Consider the following 21,707-nt stretch of genomic DNA (forward strand, 5'->3'; position numbering starts at 1 on the left):
GAGATGATCCCCCTTCAAGGCTGGAACGATGAAACCCTTCAGCTGTGCAGGGACATCGCCAACTCCGTATTGCACCAGATTCAGACTCGTTCCATTCCCATTGACCTCGCTACTCCTCCCGGAGCCAATCCGCAGGCTACTGCCTCCCACTGGCCCCGAATTACCATCGTTACACCGTCCTTCAATCAAGGGCAGTACATCGAGAAAACAATCCGTTCGATCCTGGATCAAGGCTATCCCAACCTGGAATACATCATCATGGATGGCGGCAGTACGGACCAGACAGTCGAAGTCATTCGCAAGTACGACGCACACATCGACCACTGGGTCAGTGCCCCTGACGACGGTCAATCCGATGCCATCAACAAGGGCCTGAACCTCGCCACCGGTGAAATTTTCAATTGGATCAACTCGGACGACTGGCTGGAGCCCGGGGCCCTGTTCCGCGTGGCGCAAACCTGGCGGGAAAACCGCGGTGCCGCGGGCTGGGTCGGGGCCTGCCAGAGAGTAGATCCCGAAGGTTACCAGCTCAACGTCGTCTATCCCAACAGCCTAGGGCGTTCCAACCTTGGCCAGAATTGGAATGGCCGTCAGATTTATCAGCCTGCGTGTTTCATCGACACCGCCCTGGCCAAGCGCTTTGGCGTGGATGTCGGGTTGCACTACTGCATGGACCAGGACCTGTATTTCCAGATGCTAGAGCATGCGCCTTTTGTTTCCGGTCAAGGTATCTGGGCCAGTGCCCTCATCCATCCGGACGCCAAGACCACAGCCGACCGCGACAAACTGCACCGCGAAGTCATCAAGCTGCAGCACAAGCGCGGATTTAACGAAGGGGCCGAGGTCCGCGAAAGCTTCTGTTTCCAGGGAGGCCCTCCCGGATTCGTCATTCCGGACGACATTAAGAACCGCCTCAAGGGCCAACTGGACCCCGGGCTTATGGAAGACATGCACGTCAAAGGATTGCGCATCGCCGTGATCAGCAACTTCCTGCCGCGCCACGACGTCTCCGCTGCAAACCACCGCCTCCTGAGTATCCTGCACCTGCTGCAACAGGGTGGCGCAGAAATCGAATACTACTATTTCTTCGCCACTGAGCAGGATAAGCGCTATGCGCGGGACCTCGGGCTTCCTTGCCACAAGCTCCCCGCTTCCGGCGAGGCTGCGGCCCGGATCATCGGAGGCACCCGCCCCGATGTCCTCTGGCAGAGCAATCTCTGGACAACACAGTTCCTGGGACTTCAGCTCCAAACCCTGCTTGAGGTACGCAAAACCGCCCCTCAAACAAGCATCATTGTGGACACCATGGATTTTCATAGCCGCAAGTTCATGCGCCGCCATCTGCTCTCCAAGCAGGCGGAAGACCTGCAAACGGCTCGTGAATTTCTGGCCCTGGAGCGAAAGACCTATCCCCTGGCAGATAGAATTCTGACCGTTTCAGAGCAGGAACGGGAAGCCATTCTGACTGAAATCCCCGACTCGGCCCCTGTCTCGGTGGTGCCCAATATCCATTCTCCTGTCATAAATATCACGCCGATGCATGACCGAAGAAACATTGTTTTCCTGGGCAACTACAGCGTGAACCATAACGCCGATGCGGCGCGCCATTTCGTCAGCAAGATCCTGCCCCACATCGTAAGACGCAGAAGCGACATCCGCCTGCATCTGGTCGGGCAGGATGCCCAGACAGCTTTGCAGGACCTGCGTGCCCCTGCCGTGAAACTCGTCGGCTATGTCCCCGATCTGGCCGCGACCATGTCGCGCTACAGAGCCTTTGTCTGTCCCATGACCTATGGCTCGGGCCTCAAGGGGAAAATCGGAATGGCCGCTTCTCTGGGCATTCCCATCATCACGACATCCATCGGGGCGGAAGGCTTTGGGTTCACTGACGGGGTAGAATGCTTCATCACCGACGACCACGAAGAATTCGCCCTGAAGACCCTGCAGGTCTATGATGATCGCATTACCTGGTACAACTTCAGCCTTCAGGGTGTGCTTGCCGTGGCCGAAAGGTTCAGTCCCCGGGCTATTTCATCAACCCTTAAGACCCTTTTCGAAAACCGGTAGCCGAACATGCTGTGCACGCAAAACGATCAATGTCCGGTGATGCAAAACCCTGAGGCACCCCTGTTTCTGGTGATGGGCGTCCCCCGTTCCGGCACCACGGCCCTGGCCGATGCCCTGAACAGGCATCCGGCTATTTTCTGCGGCATCGAGCGCTTCGACTGGCCCCTGGAAAAGGCAGTCTATCCTTTTTGCATTGATGATTTTTTCGATCCCCAGGTCCCGGATGCAAAATTCCATGAGCGTAATCTAGCCATTGTCCAACCCAAAACCGAGCTTGTGGCCCTGGGCAACAAAAAACCCAGATACTACATCTCGTTGCCTTCCCTGTTGCAACGACAACCCGCCAGGCTGATCTGGACCTATCGCAATCCGGCACACACGGCCTTTTCGTGGAATGCCCGAGCGCTCAACACAGAGGACGCGGGCTGGCATCGTGGCATGACCGGGCTCTATGCCCTCGTGGAATTCACCCAGATGCTCCTAACCTTCCGCAACCTGCCCGAAGGGACAGAGGCCTTGATGGTCGATTACAATGGTTTGTTCCTGGGCAAAGGCATCAGGACCACGCTCAGCTCCCTGTTTGATTTTCTGCAAGCCGGGTCTGATGAAAAGGCCTTGTCGGAGTTCGAGCAACGCCAGGAACGCTTTGCCGATTATCTCACCAACAAACAGCGCGAACTCTACGACTTTGAGCAGTCCTTTTATGATCGCCACGGCTTAGGAGAACTCGACTCCATCATGACCGAGCTGAAAACAGCAACGCCCCAGCAGCTTCGCCCGCAGATCGATTCCTTTCTGCTGCGGCTGGCTCAATCGAAATTCCTTAATGATTTCTTTCTGAATATCAGCCGGTATCCCGACTCCCCGGCAGCCGAATTCCTGCCAAACTATCTCTCCGGACTCTTCGCCAATGCCGACAATGCGACAGTCTTCACCGTTCTGGGGCAATCCCTAAACAAACAGCACCGGCAGTTGGTCAACGCCATCCACGAACATTCACGAATCCAGTGTGCGAACGGAGACGTTGCCAAGGCAGTACTCAGACACGCCCACCAGGCCGTCACCCGGCACCCCGACAATCCCTCGCTTCACAAATCTCTGGGAGATCAACTGACCCGCATGCACCGGTTTCAAGAGGCTGCCGAGGCCTTTAAACGGGCCTCAAAACTGGCCCCTTATGACATGGCGGCACGCACCGGGATGGTTCAGGCTCTGACCCTGCTCCAGGCCAATACAAAACATCGGCAGGACCACCATGAGCCCAGATAAGGCCGGGACACCTGATCAGAGTACGACAATACTCTCCCAAATGATCCATGCCACAGGCTGGAGAGACCGGCAATCCAGTTATGTCCAGGCACTGGACTCCCTGATCTGCATGTCAGCGATTCGGAAGCCGGCCATCTCCGTGGTCATCATCTCCTGGCAACCGGACGAGCGAGCTCTACAAACCCTTCTTTCCCTTGAAGCCCAACGCCGGACCTTGAGCGATACGGGGCAACAAATCGAAGTCATCCTCGTGGACAATGGCTCCAGCAATGGCTTTGCTCCTGAGCTGTACCCCCATGCAGACACCGTGCTGCGGCTCAAAACCAATACCGGCGCCTATTTCGCCCGCAATATTGGCTCCATTTTCGCTCATGCTCCCATCCTGCTCTTTCTGGAAGACGACGGCCTCCCCGAACCCGATCTCGTTGCAGCCCATTTACAGGACCACGCCAGATTCGACATTCTCATGGCCCGTGGCGTCTACCGCCCCCGCACTGATTCACCGTTGAATCGCTTTGCCGGGCACTATTATCTGGGAGACAACCCTTTCCCCCGGTACTGCGACCTTGAAGGCAACGTCAGCATCCTGACAGCTGCCTTTCGCGAAGTTGGAGGATGGGATGAAGCCATTTTCTTCGGACACGGGGGGGTCGAACTCTCCTGCCGCCTGCTGGACCGTTACGGCCAACCCGAGCGCATGATCTATACCCCTGGCCCGGTTCTGCACCACGATTACAGTTCCAGTGAACAGCATCTGACCATGAAGCGGGAACGTCAGGCCAAGTCCAGGGCGTACGTTGAATCCAAACACCCGGAACTCGACAGGATTCTGGACACTTGGAACCGGGAGTACAAACAGCTTCAGATCCCGCTTCGCACCCCTGCCACATCGCCTGCGGGAGTCTCCCGATGAATCCGATTCTGTCCAATACCATCACCACGTTTCCATGCCACGGTCTGCACATGGTCATGGTCAGCGATTTCATGCCCCGCCATGATGCCAGTTCATCCAATTTCCGCATCTTCAATCTGCTGAAAATGCTTGAGGCCAACGGCTGCAAAGTCACCTATCTGTATTGTGCGAGTGACCCCCGCGACAACGAATACGCAGCCATGTTCGGCCCGAACTTCGATTTCAGGTTCGTTCCCCTGAACCCGGCCCGGATTCTGCGGCATATCCAGAGGCTCAAACCCCAGGCCGTGTGGCTCACCAACCTCTGGAACATTCATTACGTCAATGCCATGACCCTGCTTTGCGCCTCCTTGCGCGAGGAACTGGACACCCCCTGTCTGATCCTCGACACCATGGACTTTCATGCCAAGAAACACTTACGCAAATTCCAGATGTCCCAAGACCAGAACGATCTGCAAACCGCAGAGCAATTCCTGGGACTGGAGCAGATTCTGTATTCCTTGGGTGATCATGTCATCACGGTCTCCGAAGAGGAAAAGAACGATATCGAACAAAACATCCCCGGCAGCGCTCCTGTGACAGTCATCCCCAATGTGCATCCTGTCAGAGCAACCGAGGCCTCTCCTACTGACCGATCCGGGCTGGCCTTTCTGGGTAACTACGCCGTCCAGCACAACGTGGATGCCGTGGAACACTTCGTCCACGCCATCTTCCCGGCCATTTTGGAAAAGAAACCCGAAGTACAATTGCACCTGCTGGGTCACAATGCACGAGAAGGCCTTGGACATCTGGAAGGACAAAACGTCATCCCCGTGGGCTTCGTGCCCGATGTGGATGAGGCCCTGTCCCGATTCCGCGTTTTCATCTGCCCCATGCCTTATGGAGCAGGCATGAAAGGGAAAGTCGGCAGTGCCGCGGCATGTGGACTGCCCATCGTAACCACCAGCATCGGAGCCGAGGGATTTCCCTTTCAGGACGGCACCCACTGCTTCATTGCTGATGCACCTGCTGAATTTGCCCTCAAGACACTGCTCCTGCTGCAAAATGACGACCTTTGGTCCCGGCTTGCCAGCAACGCCAAATCATCTTTGGCCAAGCACTTTGGAATCAACGCCGTGTCCATACGACTCGGACAATTGATCTCCACTGTTTGCAACTGACCCGCGCATCCCAAAAAGAAGACTCAGACAGGACTCTTGATCGGAACATATATTGCATCTTCGACAAGGTGGATATCGATCCCCAAGCGATCAGCGCCTGGCGGAACCCGATCTCCATGCAAAGCCGGTGGCACTGCAACCGCTGGTGACGACCTGCAATAGAACGAGGATTGAGATGCTTTGTCCTGTCATTCTCTGCGGCGGAAAAGGCTCGCGGCTTTGGCCCATGTCCCGGGAACTGTATCCAAAACAGTTCATGGAGTTTCTTCCGGGCGCGACCCTTTTCGAGGCCACACTCGATCGGATGACGGCCCTTGACCCGGGGTGTCAGCCAATTGTCATCTGCAACGAAGCCCACCGTTTCCTTGCCGCCGAGCAGTTGCGCAGCAAGAACATCACTGGGCGCATCGTGCTGGAGCCCACAGGGCGCAACACAGCTCCTGCGGCAGCCCTCGCGGCGCTGATGACACAAGAAGATGACCCGATCCTCGTTGTAATGCCCGCCGATCATCGCATTCCCGACACGCAAGCCTTTGCACAAGCCATCGCCCAGGCAGCAAGCGCTGCCCGTCAAGGCGATCTTGTCTGTCTAGGCATTGCAGCCCGCAGCCCCGAAACCGGGTATGGCTATCTCCTCAAGGGAGAATCTCAGGGGAATGACGTCTTCAACGTCAAGGCCTTCGTGGAAAAACCAGACAGCAATACCGCCCGGGACTACGTGGAAAGTGGACAGTACCTGTGGAACAGCGGAATCTTCCTGTTCACTGCTTCGCGCTATCTCAAGGCTCTTGAGACCCACTGTCCGGACATTCTCAAGGCCTGCAGGGACGCAATGGAATCCTCCGCTCCGGATATGGATTTCATCCGGCCCGAACGTGAAGCCTTCATGAATTGCCCATCCAACTCCATCGACTATGCCGTCCTGGAGAAAGAAAAGAATTTAAAAGTCGTGGAACTGGACACCGCCTGGAGCGATCTCGGCGCCTGGGAAGCCGTCCATGAGAATGGCGAGCAGGATGCCAACGGCAACGTGACCGTGGGCGATGTGGTGGCGCAGGACAGCAATGGCTGCTATCTTCATTCCACAGGCCGTCTGGTGGCCACCGTGGGCCTGGAAAAGGCCGTGGTGGTAGAAACACCTGACGCGGTCCTCGTGACCACGATGAACGCGGCTCAAAACGTCAAGGGCATGATCGATGAACTTGTCAGGCGCCATCGCCCTGAGGCACTCGGTCATACGACGGATTATCGCCCCTGGGGGAATTTTACCAACATCATTAAGGGCGACCAATTCAAGGTCAAACGCATCGTGGTCAAACCCGGAGCGTCCCTGTCACGGCAAATGCACTACCACCGTGCCGAGCACTGGGTGGTGGTCAGAGGAAGCGCACAGGTCACCAACGGTGATACTGAGCTGTTGTTGGCCGAAAGCCAATCCACGTACATCCCCCTGGGGACGGTGCACCGCCTGACCAATCCGGGCAAGATCGATCTTGAACTCATCGAGATTCAAACCGGTCCGTATCTGGAGGAAGACGACATCGTCCGTTTCGAAGATATCTACGGCAGACTCGACACCTGAGAGCAAAGGAAGGCTCCATGAAAAAAGCATTGATCACGGGAGTGACGGGCCAGGACGGCGCGTACCTCGCTGAATTTCTCCTGAACAAGGGCTACGAGGTCCATGGCATCATTCGCCGCGCCTCGTCATTCAATACCGGCCGCATCGACCACCTGTATCAGGATCCACATGTCGACAATCGACGGTTCATCCTGCATCACGGAGACCTGACCGACTCGACCAACGTCATCAGGATCATGCAGGCGGTCCAGCCCGATGAAGTCTACAACCTTGGTGCCCAGAGCCATGTCAAAGTCTCCTTTGAGACCCCCGAATACACTGCGGACACCGTGGGGTTGGGCTCGCTCAGAATCCTGGAGGCCATCCGCATTCTGGGCCTGGAAAAAAAGACCAAGTTCTACCAGGCTTCCACCTCGGAGCTTTATGGTCTCGTCCAGGAAACGCCACAGACGGAGCGGACTCCGTTCTATCCTCGCTCTCCATATGCTGTGGCCAAACTCTATGCCTACTGGATCACGATCAACTACCGCGAAGCTTATGGCATCTATGGTTGCAACGGCATCCTGTTCAACCACGAATCCCCGGTACGCGGCGAAACCTTTGTCAGCCGCAAGATCACCCGCGCCCTGACCCGAATCATGCTCGGCTTACAACCCAAGCTGTTCCTGGGGAATATGGATGCCAAGCGCGATTGGGGTCATGCCAAAGACTACGTGGAGATGCAGTGGCTGATGCTGCAGCAGGACACACCCAAGGACTATGTCATTGCAACTGGCCGCCAGTATTCAGTCCGCCACCTGGTGGAAACCGCATCCGCGGCCATGGGCTTGTCCATCGCCTGGCAGGGTAAAGGCGAGGCTGAAGTCGGTGTCATCGACAGGATCGACCAGGAACGATTCCAGAATCTGGTCAGAGCCACCATCCAGGCCCAGGCACCCGAGCCCGGAACACCAATCATTGAAGTGGATCCACGCTACTATCGCCCCACAGAGGTTGAAACCCTGCTGGGTGACCCGGGCAAAGCCCGTCGGGAACTTGGCTGGGAACCTCGTATCAGCTTCGAGGAAATGGTTCGTGAGATGGTTGTTTCCGATCTGATGCTCGCAGCCAAGGACAGGCTTTGCCTGGACAACGGCTTTGGCACGTTCGAGCACCACGAATAACAGACTCCTGATCAGGCACTGGATATACAATGAAAAAAGTTCTTGTCTACACGATTCACAAAGCTGCATCCATGTTTATCCACAAGATAAACGACGAAATCGCAAGATTCCTCGGTGTAATACCGTGTTCAATCAATGGTGATGATTTCAAGACTGAAATCAGGGAGAAAAGCTGGAAGACCATCATCGAAACACGAAACGAATGCGCAGTCTTCGGGCCCATTCGCATCGGTGAGGCACTCCCGAATATTCCCGACATCCCCGAAGATCACTCCATCATCTTCCATGCCAGAGACCCAAGGGACGTCCTGACTTCTCTCTTCTTTTCAGCAGCATACAGCCACCCCATCAAGAAAAATGTCTTCGAGCCCAGTGAACAAACGAGACTGCAGTGGATCAACGAGGGGATCGACAGCTTTGTCCTTGGCTACACAAAAGCCTGGACCAAAAGATATGAGACCATCATCGAGCTCCATCAAAATCTCAAACACTGCAATCTGGTCAAATACGAAGACATGGTCCTGAACTACGACCGCTGGCTTATGCAATACCTCATGAGCTTCAAGCACCTCGCTCCCGGCGAAGACATCCGCCCTCTTTTCACGCACTGCCTGGTGGCCTTCAAGGATGAGTTCAAGATTGTGCCCGAGGACGTGCACCGGCATAAGCGCAAAATGGTTCCCGGAGACTACAAGGAAAAACTGGCTCCGGAAACCATCGCCACATTGAACACTGTATTTGCCCCCGCTCTCGAATACTTTCAGTATTCGCAGTAGAGTAGACAGACATTTTCAGCTTCTTACAGGAAAGACGGACAGACAATGAGCTCGACCACACACAGCCCAACGCCGCTGGAAGCAAAATTCCCCGATGTCAGCTTCGGAAACAACGTCCAGATTCTTGGCCTCGCCAATACCAGAATCGGCTCCGGGAGTGTCATCGCTGACAACTGCTGGCTGAACGTCTGTGACAGAGACGACCAAACCCGCATGGTCATAGGCCAAAACGTCCTGATCGGCCGTCAGTCGTTCATTTCCTCCGGGGGGCAACTTGAAATCGGCGACCATTGCCTGTTTGGTCCTCAGGTTTTTGTCTCCGACGCAGATCATGTGGTGGACAATATCACCCGTCCCTACAGCGAGCAGGGCTTCACTGCCGGACGGGTTGTGGTCGAAGAGAATTGCTGGCTGGGCATCCACGCCGTGGTCACCGGTAGCATCGTCATCGGCCGAGGAAGCGTTATAGCAGCCAACGCTGTCATTAATCGTGATGTCCCCCCATTTTCAATTGTCGTCGGCATCCCCGCCAGGATCATCAAGATGTTCAATCCCGAATCCAACACCTGGGAAGCGGCGGTGACCGAGCAGCAGCAGCAGGCCATCATGGAGGCCCGCACAAGAACGCCCCTGCCTTCTCGGGAAGAATATCGGTACATTCTCTCTCACACTTCAAAGCAATCGAAACTCCCCCCCTTACTCGCGGGGCGGGGGGAATGCATCTAGAAATGGAAACTCATATCTGCTTTGAAACCCCCATCCAGTATCGAGCCGTTGAAACGGTTCGAGGCATTGAAGAGTAGGTCGTTCATGAAAAAAATCGATGAAAAAAACGTCGAATGGATCATCACAGGATTCCGACATGCCGACCGTCTCGGTCGTGTTTTCCGGTATCAGGGCGATATCTATCGGGCCATCTTCCCTGAAGCCGAACAGTATGTCCTGCAACACTTTGAGAGCGGTTTGATCCCCAAACTCATCAAAAACAATCTGCTGATCGACACGCGGATCACCGATCTTCACATGGAGTCCTCCCCCCTCATCCTCAGGCATGAAACCATCCCATTTGTCACCAGACCGGCAACGTGGTCATTCACGGCATTAAAACGGGCGGCCCAGCTATATCTGGACCTCAACCGTTTCCTGCTGGACTATGGCTTGGGCACCATTGATGGGCATCAAGAAAACATCCAGTTCATCCATAACCACAAGCCTGTCTGGATTGACCTGGGCTCCATCCTGCCACTGACCAGTATCAACAATGGGGAGTCCTCCCTGAAGCAGTTCGTGATCTGCTTCCTGAATGTGCTCATGGTGCAGATGGAAAAACCCAATCTCCACAATGCTCTGCGCCACATCCTTTTCAAAGTCGGTTCTATACGCAACTACGAGCTCAAAGAAATCCTTGGGCGCGAGTATGACTTCCCTTATTTTTCACGGTCAAAGTGCCTGGATATCTTCCAAAATATCATCAATGAAATCACCGTCGACCAACAAGAGACCAAGTGGGCAAAATACCACAAAGATGCCGATTTCCTGAATTTGGAGTTTGAACAATCTCCTGACACCCGATCACACCTCATCCACGAAATCATCAAGGACTTAAAACCTAAAAAGGCCATTGATATCGCATGCAACGCGGGCCGCTTCTCTCTCATGATGGCCCACGAAGGGGTCCAGACATACGGCTTTGACATTGATGAGACAGCCATCATGCGTTTCGAGAACCACGTGGAGCAGCTTTCGCCCCGCTATCACATTTCCATAGGCGTTGAAGGCCTATTCGGGACGTTAACTGCCAATCGTTACGACTTCAGGCAGGCAATCAATCCCGACATCCAAGGGGACATGGCATGTGCCTTTGCTCTGACTCATCACCTTGCCGTAACCCGAAAGCTGCCCTTCCCGACCATTGTCGAAAAAATTTCTTCCCTCACAACGCACAGACTGCTTGTGGAATTCATGCCCAACGGGGTGGGTAAAAGACAGCCCGAGGGATATACACTCCACAACTTCATCCAGTCATTCCAAGGGTACTTCCGCAATGTGACCATCCTCTATTACCCCGTGCCAGAAGCCTGGTCCTTCCGGGTTCTACTCCTATTCGAAAATCGACTGCCCGAGGGTGATCTCAGCCCCCTTGATATCGCCACATCCTATTTTGCCCTGGATCGGCTCGATTCCGGATTCACCTACACGAAGAAGTACGACAAATGGGGCGACATGGTGCTGCGCATCGTCTGCCCCGGCTGTGAAGAGCAACTGCGCTTTGACAAGGCCAAGAATCTCATTTGTCCCGACTGCGCAACCCCGTTGAAGGGAGACATCTGGAAATCCAATTGAAAGGTATGCTCCCTCGGGCCGCAGTCTTTGTAGGCTAGGACAACCACTTGAGCTCCTACCCTTTGGCGGAGTATAGAAGAGCCCGTGACGATGACCGATTCAACCAATTCCCAAATTGGAAAGCACCGGCAGGGTCTCCGCTCCCCTCTTGGAAATCGAAAACCGGTCAACTTGCCCCGCGTTGCCCTTGGAAAGAAATCCACCACTCCGGGCGGAAGAATCTTCCCGCCGGACGTTTCTGATAAGAACAAAAAATCATCGGCCCGGAGACAACATCGCACCACCTCCATTCGAACAATCTGGCTGGCAACAGAAAGGAGTCATGCCCGGACTATGCTCCCCACCCGCATCGCCAGTTCTGAGTCATACCTCCACGACCGTTTCGCCCAGGCCAAGGGGACTCGGTATTCTGCTGGCAGCTTGGTGCACTTGTTGCATTACCTCCTCCACGGTTCTCCTCAACGAATTAACTCCCAGACACGGGAGGCAGAACATGTGTGATTGGAAAGACACGATCATCAGTGAAGACTCGACCATCAAGACCGCCATGCAGGTCATCGACAGCAACAACTATCTCATTGCTCTTGTCGTTGATTCTCAGAACCGGCTTCTGGGCACCGTCACTGACGGCGATATCCGACGGGGCCTGTTGCGCAACGTGGACCTTGATAAATCGGTAATGAACATCGCCAACACCACGCCAATTACCGCCTCAACCTCCGACAACATGGATGCCATTCGCAGGCAAATGAAAGAGAACTATGTCAGACAGTTACCTATCCTTGACAAGGACGGAAAAATCGTACGCCTGGAGCTTCTCAGAAAATTACTGCAGGTGGAAAGCATCAGTGCCCCCGTGGTTATCATGGCTGGTGGTCTGGGCACTCGCCTGCGCCCACTGACCAACTCCTGCCCCAAGCCGTTGCTGCCGGTGGGTGGAAAGCCTGTTCTGGAAATCACACTGGAAAACCTGCTGCAACAGCATTTCAAGAATTTCTTCTTCTCGGTCAACTACAAGGCTCAGATGATCGAACGTCATTTTGGTGACGGAAGCCGGTGGGGCGCTGACATCTCCTACCTACGGGAGTCAAAACGCCTTGGCACTGGCGGAGCCCTCAGCCTGCTCCCCCCCATGGATGAACCCATCATCGTCATGAACGGAGATCTGCTGACCCAGATTAACTTCAAGCACCTGCTGGATTTCCATAGAGAGAACAATGCCACAGCCACCATTGGTGTCTGCGAGAGCGCCATCCAGATTCCGTATGGAGTCGTGGATGTTGATAATTACGAACTACGCAGCATCAGGGAAAAACCTCTGGAAAAATTCTTCGTCAATGCGGGAATCTATGTTCTCTCGCCGGAGGCCGTGCGCATGATTCCCAAGGACACCTACTACGATATGACCACTCTGTTCGAGACCCTGCTCAAGCAGGGTCGCGGTGCCACAGTCTTCCCGATCCGGGAATTCTGGCTCGATATCGGACAGATGGATGACTATGAAAAAGCAAATGGCGAATATGCGGAATTGGCCGACTGCCAGGGCAGCAACGACCCCTTCGCCTACGCAGGGACACAATAACTCCCCCCCGACACAACAACGGAGACACTCCCATGGCAGATGCCTTTGAGCAGAAGGCCACATACGACAAGCGAACCGCGGTCTATCACAAGGGCAACCATGACAATCCCAAGCATATTTTCAAAATGCTTGGAGAAATGATTGCGCAACGCCAAGCCGAAGACTCCTCTTTTGCGCTGATTGACATCGGTGGAGCCAATGGAGAATTTGTCCATTATCTGCTAACCCGCTTCAATGGTCTGGAAGCCTTTTGCCTGGATTATTCCGAAGACCTGTTGAACATCGGACGCAGCAAGGTGCCCCAGGCGCATTTCGTCTGCGGTGATGCCAGGCAACTCTCAATGTTTGAGGATGGCCGTTTCAACTACGCCACCATGCTCGGCGTCATCTCCATCTTTGACGACTTCACCGAGCCTCTGGACGAATTGATCAGAGTCACCGCCAAAGGCGGCGCGGCTTATATCTTCAGCTCGTTCAACGACTATCCCATTGATACCCTTTTACGATGGCGCTACAGCGGAGACAACGGGGAATACAACCTGGGCTGGAACCACTTCTCGAAAGCCTCCATCTCTGCACATCTGGATGCCGACCCAAGAGTATCATCTCACACCTACGTGGACTTTGAACTCCCATTCGACCTGCCCTATCGTGCGGATGATCCCATCCGGAGCTGGACCGAGACCACTGCCGAGGGCAATCGAATTTTGAAGAATGGACTCAAAAACCTGGAACTCCAGATATTATGCATCAATACCTGATCGCCGGAGGGTATTGGCCGCCGTGCATCGACGGGATAATGGTTGAGGAGCAAAAACGGTGAATATTCGAATCATACCGAGACTGGACATCAAGGGTGCCAACCTTGTCAAAGGCGTCCAGCTTGAGGGTCTGCGAGTACTCGGTAAGCCTGAAGACTTCGCCCGCCATTATTATGAAAACGGTGCGGACGAGTTGCTTTTCCAGGACATCGTGGCCAGCCTATACCAGCGCAACAGTCTGCTGCACATCGTGGAACGCACCGCCCGTGAAATCAGTATCCCACTGACTGTGGGGGGCGGTTTGCGCAGCCTGAACGACATCCAGAGCGCACTGCGCTCCGGGGCGGACAAAGTGGCGCTGAACACCGCCGCCATTAAACGTCCCGAGCTGATTCGCGAGGCATCATTGCGTTTCGGGTCGTCTTCCATCGTCGTCTCCATCGAAGCGATCCTTCGCCCCAACGGAAACTGGGAATGCTTTACCGACAATGGTCGGACTCCCACAGGCGTTGATGCCTGCCAATGGGCAGAGCAGGCCGCGGAACTCGGCGCAGGAGAAATCATCCTAACGTCCGTAAACAATGAAGGGACCGGCAAAGGATTCGATCTCGCGCTAACCAGAAAGATTTCCGAAAACGTCTCTATCCCAGTTATTGCCTGCGGAGGTGCCGGGAGCCCTCAGCACATCTGGCAAGTCATCGAGGAAGGATTGGCCGACGCCGTCAGCGTCGCCTCCATCCTGCACTACCCTATCGCCAAGGCACTCCAGCAGGATCTGGAATCGTTCACCGAGGGCAATGTCGATTTCCTGCGGAATCTGACCCTGCCTCGGCATATGGCCTACACGTCGCTGCCCGAGCTCAAGCACTTCTTGTCCGAACACGGCTATGAAGGACGTGACGTTCTGGCCCCCGCATCACAGGAGACAGACTGTGTCTGCAAAGCGAGTTAGCATCATCGACTACGGGATGGGCAACCTGTACAGCGTGAAATGCGCCTGCGACAAGGTCGGCCTGGACAGCCGCATCACGGACTCCCCACAGGAAGTGGAGCGAAGTTGTGCCGTGATTCTGCCCGGCGTCGGCGCCTACGGTCAGGCCATGGAAGCCCTCAGACAGCGCGGACTGATCACTACTCTGCGAAAAACAGTGGAGCAGGGCAAACCATTTATGGGAATCTGCCTTGGGATGCAGCTGATGATGAGCGTCAGCCATGAATTCGGCACCCACGAGGGGCTCGGGATCTTTGCAGGATCCGTCAACAAACTGCAAACGTCGGCTCAAGGTGAAAGGACACTGAAAGTCCCACACATCGGCTGGAACCAGGTCTCGCCGCCTCGGGGATCATCGACTGACAATCCCTGGAAAAACACGCCGCTGAAACAGGTTCCCCTTGGCTCTAAGATGTATTTCGTTCATTCTTACTATGTCGCTCCCGAGGATCAGAGTATTGCCCTGACCTCTACGGAATACGCAGGGACGACTTTTTGCTCCGGCCTCGGCAAGGACAATATCTGGGGATTCCAGTTTCACCCCGAACGCAGTGGCCCGGAAGGGATGAGCGTGTACCGGGCCTTTGCCTGCCGAGCCATTCACTAAAGAAGGAGACACCATGTCGAAACAGGAAGTTACGACAGTCGGAAATCTGGGCTTTTCAAAAAATGGTCTGCCGTTAGAGGTTAAATACTGCACCAAGTGCGTGGAATCCAACCAGCGGTTCATCGGTTCCGCCCCACATAGCGACCAGAAAAGCTCCCAAAAGGACCACATCATCTTCGATGATGAAGGGGTCTGCTCGGCGTGTCGTTACTTCGAGTATAAGAGAACCATCAACTGGCAAGAGCGCGAAGAAGAGCTTCTGGAGCTTCTGGCCAGGCATCGCCGCACAGACGGCTCCTACGACGTGCTGGTCCCCGGCAGCGGGGGCAAGGACAGCCGCTACACTGCGCATATCCTGAAGCACAAATACAACATGAATCCGCTGACCGTGACCTGGGCACCCCATATTTACACCGACATCGGCTGGCGCAATCTCATCTCCTGGATTCACAGCGGCCTGGATAACATCCTCTATACCCCCAACGGCCAAGTGCATTCTACCCTCACCCGCCTCGCCTTCGAGAATCTACTGCATCCCTTCCAGCCCTTTGTGCTGGGCCAATACAATGTGGCCCCCCGGGTGGCCATGGAAAAGGATATCAAGCTCATTTTCTATGGTGATTTCTACCCCGAGAAAGGCATCGGCTCGGATGTGGATTTCACCCAGAAGAGCTTCGATACACGGCTCTTCACCCGCACCGAAAAGCAGGACCTGTATCTGAGCGGCGTGCATATCAACGATTTGCCTCGCCATGGCATTACCACCAGGGACCTGCATCCCTATCTGCCGCTTGAGGTCAACAGGTTGTCCGAGTCAGGAATCGAGATGCATTTCCTGCCGTACTATCTGAATTACGATCCTCAACGGGCCTACTACTATTCCACCGAACACACGGGGTTCGAAGTCAATCCCGATGGCCGGACTGAAGGAACCTATACAAAGTACTGCAGTCTCGATGACAAGGTCGACGGCTTCCATTTCTTCACATGGTTCATCAAGACGGGCCGCGGCCGAGCCACCGAGGATGCCGCACTGGAGATTCGAAACGGGCACCTCACTCGCGAAGAAGGAGTCGCCCTCGTTCAACGCTACGATGGCGAATTCCCGCAGAAATACTTCCAGGATTTCCTGAAGTACGTCAGCCTCGATGAATCCCGGTTCTGGGAAATCATCGACTCCTTCCGTCCGGAGCACATCTGGAAGCGGGAAGGAAACGAGTGGAAGCTCAGGCAACAGGTATCCTAATAATCACCACGATTTTCTCCAACAGAGACATCCATGACCAAGACTATCTGCGTTGTCACAGGAGGTCGGGGGGATTACTGGCTACAAAGGCCACTTCTCTCTGAAATTGAGTCCGACATCATTACCGGGCCGCACCATACAGGTTTCGGCTCTTGTCGCTTGCCCAACAGCGACCTGGGTAATGATATCAACTCTGATCGGTGGTGCTTTCCTGAAACGACGTGGAGCAAGCCATGAACGGTCCCCTCGGCATCATGTTCCACCACTTTCACGGGCAAGGACACCTTCCCGGACAAGGTTCCATCAGCCAGCATGACTTCAAGCAGATACTTGAGTATCTAAAACTGACCTATGATCTACTTCCAGCCAAAGAGTACCTCAACCGGGCTCAAGACGACTCCCTCGGGTCCTCTCATGCCTGTCTGACCTTCGACGATTCTCTTCGCTGCCAGTACGATCTGGCCATGCCGGTCCTCAGCGATCTGGGGTTAACGGCATTCTGGTTTGTGTACACCTCGCCAATGGCTGGACACGTTGAGCGTCTTGAGGTCTATCGCCATTTCCGCAACAGTTGCTACGAGGACATCGAAGACTTCTACAGCACTTTTTTCCGTGCCGCAGAGACCACTTTCGGGACAAAGGTCATCGCCCCCCTAGCGGCTTTTTCCCCACAGGATTATCTCTCGGACTATCCCTTCTATTCAACCAGCGACCGGATCTTTCGCTACCTCCGCGATCAGGTCCTCAGTGCCTGGGAATATGACAGGCTCATGGATGATCTCATCGCAGCATCAGGGCAGGATCTGTCCGCCATCTCAGAAGCCTTGTGGATGAAGGTTGAGCATCTCCAGAAGCTTCATCAACAGGGGCATGTCATCGGTCTGCACTCACATTCCCACCCGATGAACATGGAGCGCCTGACAGAAGACGAGCAACATCAAGAGTATGCCACCAACCACCGCATACTGACTGAGATTTTAGGGGAACCGCCCACGACCATGTCCCATCCCTGCAACCGCTACACAGGCCACACCCTGAGCATCCTGACGAAGTTGGGAATAACGCTGGGATTCCGAGCAGACACGGCCCCTTCCGGGGGATCACACCTAGAACACCCCCGGGAAGACCATTCCAATATCGCCAGGAGCCTCGCTCAATGAACATCACCGTCTTCACATCAAATCAGCCCCGGCATATGGCCCTTATCGAGTCCCTGGCTGAAATTGCCGACACGGTCTACGCCATTCAGGAATGCAACACGCTTTTCCCTGGCAGAGTTAAAGGCTTCTTCAAACGCAGCCAAACCATGCAACAGTATTTCACCCGTGTTCTTGAGGCCGAACACAAAATCTTCGGAACACACCGCTTCGGGCCTGCCAATGTGCACCAAATGCCCATGAGTGCCGGAGATTTGAACATGATCAACATGGAGGCTTTGAGCCCGGCTCTTGCTGCCGATCAATTCATCATCTTCGGCTCCAGCTGGATCAAGGCCCCTCTCATCGACAAACTCATTGCAAAACAAGCCCTGAACATCCATATGGGAATATCCCCATACTATCGGGGCAGCTCGTGCAATTTCTGGGCTCCCTTCGATGGTCACCCGGAATATGTAGGAGCAACCATCCACTACATTTCCAAGGGTCTGGACTCGGGCGATATGCTTTACCACGCTCTGCCACCAGCCGAAGACACCGATCCTTTCGAGCTGGGAATGCTCGCGGTCAGAAGTGCTCACAACAGCCTTGTCCAGCACCTCAAGGCAGGTACCATGAACACCATTAAACCCGTCATGCAGAATCGTCGCCGGGAAATCCGCTATACCCGAAATGCGGATTTCACCGATGAGGTGGCTCGGAAATATCTGGATGAGCTGCCCTCACCCCGGGAAATCGGACAATCCCTGCGTGACAGACAACTGAACAACTTTGTCAGGCCATTCATTGGATAATCCTGGCGCAATGCACGATTCTAGCGGCTCCGGCAGCAGGAGAGGCAGGCACAAATGAAAAACGAATACCAGGAAGTTACCATCGGGAATATCCCGGTCGGAGATCGGCATCCCGTCATTTTCATGGCCGAAATCGGCACGTTCTTCAACCAGGATATCGACCTAGCCTTGGATTACTTGCACCGGATCAAGGACAGTGGCGCCGACATCCTGAAAACGGAAATCCTGCATACTCCAGAAATCTGCCTGAAAAACACCGGGCTCGTTTGCACCTACAATCACAACAGCGGCAAAACACAAGAGGATTATCGAGCTCTTGTAGAGCGCAAGGTGGTCCCTCTCAAGGACTATGCTCGCTTGTTTTCCTCCTGCCATCAACTCGGACTTCCCATAGTCTGCAGCGTGTACGACAAGGATGGCATCGATTTCGTCATGGCTCAGAAGGGGCACGGGCTCAAAATATCACGGGACAACATCTCCAATCTCGGGTTGATCGCCTATGCTGCCGGCACTGATCTCCCCATTTTGTTTGACGCTGGGGATGTTCACCTGCACGAGTTGGCCCTGGCGGTCCAAACTGCTCGAGACGCAGGCCAGGGCGGGGTCATCATCAACCACCATCCCGCAGCCAACCCAGCCCCCCCCGAGGCACACGATCTGCACTCCCTCGCCACCTACAAGCGCATCTTCAAAGCACCCGTTGGTCTGGCCTGCCACTATCAGGGGAATGAGATCATGTTTGCCGCCGTTGGGGCGGGGGTCAATATCATTGAGAAAGGTGTTGATGAGGACCCCGACCGCCCGGAACAGGATCTCGTATCCGCAACCCGGCTGGCCGAACTAGCAACAACCGTCCGCCAAGTAAAAAACTGTGCGGCCGCGATGGGGCAGGATCTACCAGAGGTCTCTTCACCCCGGGATGAAAGCTGCTGGAAATGCCTGATTGCCTGGACGAATATCCAGGAAGGCGACACGCTGGGAATTCATAATGTCGGATTTGCCATCCCTCCAGTAGGCATGCCCGCTTCGCAGTGGCCTCAAGTCGAGGGAACAAAGGCACTCCGCGACATCCCACAATACTCGATCCTCAACCCCGAAGACTTCCGCTAAACACGAGGTATTGTCATGCTTCCCCCACAATCGGACCAAAATCTCCCACCCAAGGCCGCCGAGATGGCCTGGCCGGGGGGTGATGCGCCCGAGGAGTTGGAGTTCACGGCCACAGTGAATGAGCAAAAGGCAAAAGGCATCCAGCAAGTCTTGGCTGCGCTGGGTGTGGAAGCTGGCGGTGATGCAGAGCTTCATGCCCTCAGGCAAACAGATTCCCTTGCGGGCCGTTATCGAGTTCTCACGAAAAACCAGGACCTGTTCTTGCGCATCAGCACCCGGCCTGGACAGCCCGAGACGGAGAAGGAACTTCTTTCATATCTTGCCAAAGGCGGAGCCCACGTCAATCCCATCCTTGCTACGGGATGGATTGACTGGCGTGCAGAGCGTTTCCGGGCAGACATTCGGCCATTCCTCGCGGGCCGGCATTTCACGGGAACCAGCGCCGAGATCCGGAGTATTGCGGACTCACTGGGAAAAACACATCGCCTCTTGAAGAGCTACCCTGGCAGTGCACAAATCAAGGCCATCGCCACAGCCCGTTATTCCCATTTCGAAATCATGAAAAATCGCATCGCGACCGATCTTGCCTCTGAGCGCACGGAGATCTTCAAGGAGCACGAATTCTGGGCTATTGAGCATATCGATATCCTCAAAGAAATGATCCAGGGCTTCCGCCCCCGGTTTGAGGCACTTGAGAACGCGCAATGCGTGCATGGTGAGATACACCCGGCAAACGTCATCCATCACAACGACAGGGCCGTCTTCGTCGATTTTGAAGAAGCGCCCCACACTTTTGCCCCCCCCGGTTACGACTTGGCGTTCTTTGTCCAACGCTTCCTGATGCGAGACCAGCCTGCCCCTCGTCTCCTGGATGAACGTCTCAGAATCTCCGAACAGTCATATGGAGCAACATTCCCGCCTCTTGCTGAGATGATGACTCAAATCTGTAGACTATCCATGATCCATATCATCCATGCCAGGGCGTATGAGAATCTCATGACTCCCTTTTCGGAATATGAGAAATTCATCGCTCTTGAACGTCAGGCCAGAGCACTTGGGGCGAACTCATGAGCCGTCGACTTCTTATCACCGCCCGGGATCCCGGCGCAGTTGGGCATATCGAAGCCATCGTCCTCAGACTTCGCAAGGAATCCGACCTCGAAATCTATCTTGCAACCAGCGGCCCCGCACATACAAGACTCCGGCAGTCACTTGGTGATCACCCGGAATTCATCCTGCCGAATGGCAGCAGTCACATTGATCCAAACACATCTCCGGAGGCACTTCTTGATGCCACAGCTCGTCTTTTGGAACGCATCAGACCCAATGCTGTACTGACTTCGATTTCCTCGTATGGCGCAGGTATCGACGAGGCCGTTGCCGCTCTGTTCAACGGTCCCAGCTTCACCTTTCAGGATTTCTGGGGCGACGCCAATCCGCGGCTGGGGCATTTTGCAGACACCTACTTCGTGCTTGACGACTTCGCAGCAAAGCTGACCCAAAAACGTTGGGGAATCGAGGATTGTGTCGTAACGGGCCCCGTGAAATACTCCCTCTATGAACAGCTTGATCCTTCGGTCATGCGTCAAGCCGCCCGCGAGAAAATCGGTGTCGATCACAACGCATCCCTTGTAGGATGGTTCGGCCAATCCCCCTCCATACCGGGCCATAGACAACTCCTTCATACACTCGTCAATGTTCTGACCGAGCAGAACCCTTCTCCAACACTACTCTTACGCCAGCACCCTAAGTTCCAACAAGATAAGCAGCAAACCATCGACTATGCCGGCCAGGCGGGCCTGACAGTTTTTGATACCACCAGTTCCCTTGAAACCGAGCTATGGTTGTCCGCCTGCGATCTCGTCGTCACCCCTTTCTCGTTATGCGGGCTCGACCACAGCCACCTGTCCAGGCACAGCACTCGCCCGTTGGGCAGCCTGATTTACCTCATGACCGAACCCAGCACACTGAAATTCATGCAGAAAGTTACCGGGTTGGATGCGCTGCCACCGGCAAAGCAGGGCATCGGGCACTGGCTTCTTGATAAAGCTCAATTGCCAGGCCTGTTGTCTGACTCATTGTCGGAAAAGACCGCACGCAACTATTACGAACAAACGAAACAGCTGGTCAGCCCTAATCTTGAGATTATTGCCACCCGAATCTGTTCCTCATTGTCCAGCTGAATT

Annotated in this window: 19 protein-coding genes; all 19 read left to right on the top strand. The window is 54.8% G+C overall.

All coding sequences use genetic code 11. The features are described 5' to 3' along the window. Positions 1-3: 3 nt before the first annotated feature. Positions 4-2,067 (top strand): glycosyltransferase, encoded by a 2,064-nt coding sequence (locus tag EL361_RS12840; RefSeq protein WP_232034933.1) that lies wholly within the window; start codon positions 4-6, stop codon positions 2,065-2,067. A 6-nt stretch (positions 2,068-2,073) separates the two neighbouring features. After that, on the top strand, positions 2,074-3,336 hold the full coding sequence (locus tag EL361_RS12845; RefSeq protein ID WP_126380157.1) for a sulfotransferase: 1,263 nt from the start codon (positions 2,074-2,076) through the stop codon (positions 3,334-3,336). Beyond that, complete coding sequence (locus EL361_RS12850; RefSeq protein ID WP_126380159.1) at positions 3,323-4,249, top strand: glycosyltransferase family 2 protein; 927 nt, start codon at positions 3,323-3,325, stop codon at positions 4,247-4,249. Before EL361_RS12845 ends, EL361_RS12850 begins: the two co-directional genes overlap by 14 nt. After that, positions 4,246-5,409, top strand: a complete 1,164-nt coding sequence (locus tag EL361_RS12855; RefSeq protein ID WP_126380161.1) for a glycosyltransferase family 4 protein — start codon at positions 4,246-4,248, stop codon at positions 5,407-5,409. Before EL361_RS12850 ends, EL361_RS12855 begins: the two co-directional genes overlap by 4 nt. A gap of 175 nt (positions 5,410-5,584) precedes the next feature. After that, a complete protein-coding gene (locus EL361_RS12860) occupies positions 5,585-6,991 on the top strand; it encodes a mannose-1-phosphate guanylyltransferase/mannose-6-phosphate isomerase (RefSeq protein WP_126380163.1) in 1,407 nt (468 codons plus the stop codon). A gap of 17 nt (positions 6,992-7,008) precedes the next feature. Further along, a complete protein-coding gene (gene gmd / locus EL361_RS12865) occupies positions 7,009-8,154 on the top strand; it encodes a GDP-mannose 4,6-dehydratase (RefSeq protein ID WP_126380164.1) in 1,146 nt (381 codons plus the stop codon). 29 nt (positions 8,155-8,183) lie between these two features. Beyond that, positions 8,184-8,930, top strand: coding sequence for a sulfotransferase domain-containing protein (locus EL361_RS12870; RefSeq protein WP_126380166.1), 747 nt, complete (start codon positions 8,184-8,186; stop codon positions 8,928-8,930). A gap of 45 nt (positions 8,931-8,975) precedes the next feature. Beyond that, the gene (locus tag EL361_RS12875) at positions 8,976-9,656 is read left to right on the top strand and encodes an acyltransferase (protein ID WP_126380168.1); all 681 of its coding nucleotides are present in this window, start codon (positions 8,976-8,978) and stop codon (positions 9,654-9,656) included. Between the two features lie 84 nt (positions 9,657-9,740). Further along, positions 9,741-11,273: a class I SAM-dependent methyltransferase gene (locus tag EL361_RS12880; protein ID WP_126380170.1), complete on the top strand. Its 1,533-nt coding sequence runs from the start codon at positions 9,741-9,743 to the stop codon at positions 11,271-11,273. Between the two features lie 493 nt (positions 11,274-11,766). Continuing rightward, on the top strand, positions 11,767-12,855 hold the full coding sequence (locus tag EL361_RS12885; RefSeq protein ID WP_126380173.1) for a nucleotidyltransferase family protein: 1,089 nt from the start codon (positions 11,767-11,769) through the stop codon (positions 12,853-12,855). Between the two features lie 32 nt (positions 12,856-12,887). After that, complete coding sequence (locus tag EL361_RS12890) at positions 12,888-13,616, top strand: class I SAM-dependent methyltransferase (protein WP_126380175.1); 729 nt, start codon at positions 12,888-12,890, stop codon at positions 13,614-13,616. Positions 13,617-13,674: 58 nt separating this feature from the next. Further along, positions 13,675-14,568 (top strand): imidazole glycerol phosphate synthase subunit HisF, encoded by an 894-nt coding sequence (hisF, locus tag EL361_RS12895; protein ID WP_126380177.1) that lies wholly within the window; start codon positions 13,675-13,677, stop codon positions 14,566-14,568. Further along, positions 14,549-15,214, top strand: a complete 666-nt coding sequence (gene hisH, locus EL361_RS12900) for an imidazole glycerol phosphate synthase subunit HisH (RefSeq protein WP_197723437.1) — start codon at positions 14,549-14,551, stop codon at positions 15,212-15,214. The genes hisF and hisH overlap by 20 nt, the downstream gene beginning before the upstream one ends. Before the next feature lie 13 nt (positions 15,215-15,227). Next, a complete protein-coding gene (locus EL361_RS12905; protein ID WP_126380181.1) occupies positions 15,228-16,460 on the top strand; it encodes an N-acetyl sugar amidotransferase in 1,233 nt (410 codons plus the stop codon). A 233-nt stretch (positions 16,461-16,693) separates the two neighbouring features. Then, on the top strand, positions 16,694-17,620 hold the full coding sequence (locus tag EL361_RS12910; RefSeq protein ID WP_126380183.1) for a polysaccharide deacetylase family protein: 927 nt from the start codon (positions 16,694-16,696) through the stop codon (positions 17,618-17,620). Further along, entirely contained in the window at positions 17,617-18,411 is a 795-nt protein-coding gene (locus EL361_RS12915) for a formyltransferase family protein (RefSeq protein ID WP_126380185.1), read from the top strand. The genes EL361_RS12910 and EL361_RS12915 overlap by 4 nt, the downstream gene beginning before the upstream one ends. A gap of 54 nt (positions 18,412-18,465) precedes the next feature. Next, complete coding sequence (locus EL361_RS12920; protein WP_126380186.1) at positions 18,466-19,521, top strand: N-acetylneuraminate synthase family protein; 1,056 nt, start codon at positions 18,466-18,468, stop codon at positions 19,519-19,521. A gap of 15 nt (positions 19,522-19,536) precedes the next feature. Further along, entirely contained in the window at positions 19,537-20,592 is a 1,056-nt protein-coding gene (locus EL361_RS12925; protein ID WP_126380188.1) for an aminoglycoside phosphotransferase family protein, read from the top strand. Continuing rightward, the gene (locus EL361_RS12930) at positions 20,589-21,704 is read left to right on the top strand and encodes a hypothetical protein (protein ID WP_126380190.1); all 1,116 of its coding nucleotides are present in this window, start codon (positions 20,589-20,591) and stop codon (positions 21,702-21,704) included. Before EL361_RS12925 ends, EL361_RS12930 begins: the two co-directional genes overlap by 4 nt. Positions 21,705-21,707 lie beyond the last annotated feature (3 nt).

The organism is Desulfovibrio ferrophilus (assembly GCF_003966735.1).
Lineage (GTDB): Bacteria > Desulfobacterota > Desulfovibrionia > Desulfovibrionales > Desulfovibrionaceae > Desulfovibrio_Q > Desulfovibrio_Q ferrophilus.